A 1,514-nucleotide genomic window follows, 5' to 3' on the forward strand; every position below is an offset into this window, starting at 1 on the left:
GGATGCGCCACCACCTCCTCCGGCGCCGTAAACACAATGGCGCCCGGAATGTCCATGCCAGGCACATCGGCCTCCCCGATTCCGCAGTCGAGCTCGGCAGGCAGCGGTGGGGCAGGACCGTCCGCAGCATCACAGATGATTTGTGGCACCGAAACACGCGACAACATCACACGTGCGCTGGCTCTCGCCACCCCGCCACACTCCGTCGACAGCTGGATCACACGCCAATACACCTGCAAATACCATCTGACGGATGGAGAATTCGTGATCTCGGTGCAGGAATCCTCGGACGCAGCGGCCGCCCGCAGCTACTTCGACACAATGCAAGAAACCCTTGCCCCAGTCCAACCCATTGAAGGACTCGCGAATCTGGGATTACCTGCTTACGAAACCACAGACGGCGTGGTCGTCTTTGTCAAAGACAACATGACGTTACAAGTTGACGCCAGTAAATTGACGGATAAGGTCGGGCCGCATGGCGTCACCCGAACCGCATTCTCGTATCAAGTAGCTACTGCCATCCTGGGATGCTGGACNTGCCATCCTGGGATGCTGGACGGAACACTAATCCGGCCGCGTCATATCGGCCAAGCTGCACCCCGGCGTCCCAATGTCGAGGCTGTCCATCGATGAGAAGAAGCCGGGTGTCCGTGCCGACAGGATGTACGAGGAGGCTGGAAGCGAGGATGATTTCCGGGGCGACGCGCCAAGCGCTTAGAGGTTGTGGCCATCGACCGTCGTCTGACCTTGCTGACCGTCACCAATGAACCCGACATGAGTGAAGCAGCAGTTTTGGTGGACATCCTGAACCAACGAGCACCCCGACGACTCGCAGCAACCTCGGATGTGCGGGGCTGCCCATCAGGACCGGAAACCGACCTCGGGGTTGCGCTTCCTCGCCAGGTTAGTCGTAGAGGTAATGTTCGAGTCGGGGTACCCGCAGGAGCGCGAGGGCGCGTTTCTCAATTTGTCTGACGCGTTCCCGAGTGACGCCTTGGAGGGCGGCGACCTGCTCGAGGGTGTGCGGCTCGTCGCCGTCGAGTCCGAACCGGGCAGTTAAGATTGCCTGTTCCCGGGGCGACAACCGACGGAGTTGAAAGTTGATATCGGCCCGGCGCAGGGTGAGGGTCGCGTATTCCTCGGGCTCAGGCAGGTCGCAGTCTTGGATGAGTTCGGAGATGTCACCCACGCCATCACCGATCGGCATATCCAAGGAAATGGGTTCGCGGTCATAGTCGAGCAACCGGGACACTTCCTTTGCCGGGAGCTGGGTGGCAGCCACGAGATCCTTGACAGTGGGTTCCCGCCCGAGGGAACTCGCAAGGTCCCGGCGGATGCGCTTGATCTTGTTGAGCTCCTCGGCGGTGTGGACGGGGATCCGGATCAGGCGGGACTTGTCAGCTATGCCGCGGTGGATGGCTTGGCGGATCGTCCACGTGGCATAGGTTGAGAACTTGTAGCCGGTTGTGAAGTCGAACTTTTCGACCGCGCGGACGAGGCCGATGTTGCCGTCC

1 protein-coding gene is annotated in these 1,514 nt (G+C 60.7%); it reads right to left on the bottom strand.

Going from position 1 to position 1,514, the window contains the following annotated elements; genetic code table 11:
• Positions 1–904: 904 nt before the first annotated feature.
• Positions 905–1,514: RNA polymerase sigma factor RpoD/SigA (locus E3O67_RS11745; protein ID WP_135102775.1), on the bottom strand; the 610-nt coding region annotated here is incomplete at its 5' end.

Source organism: Cryobacterium sp. TMT3-29-2, from assembly GCF_004564305.1.
Classification (GTDB): Bacteria; Actinomycetota; Actinomycetes; order Actinomycetales; family Microbacteriaceae; genus Cryobacterium; species Cryobacterium sinapicolor.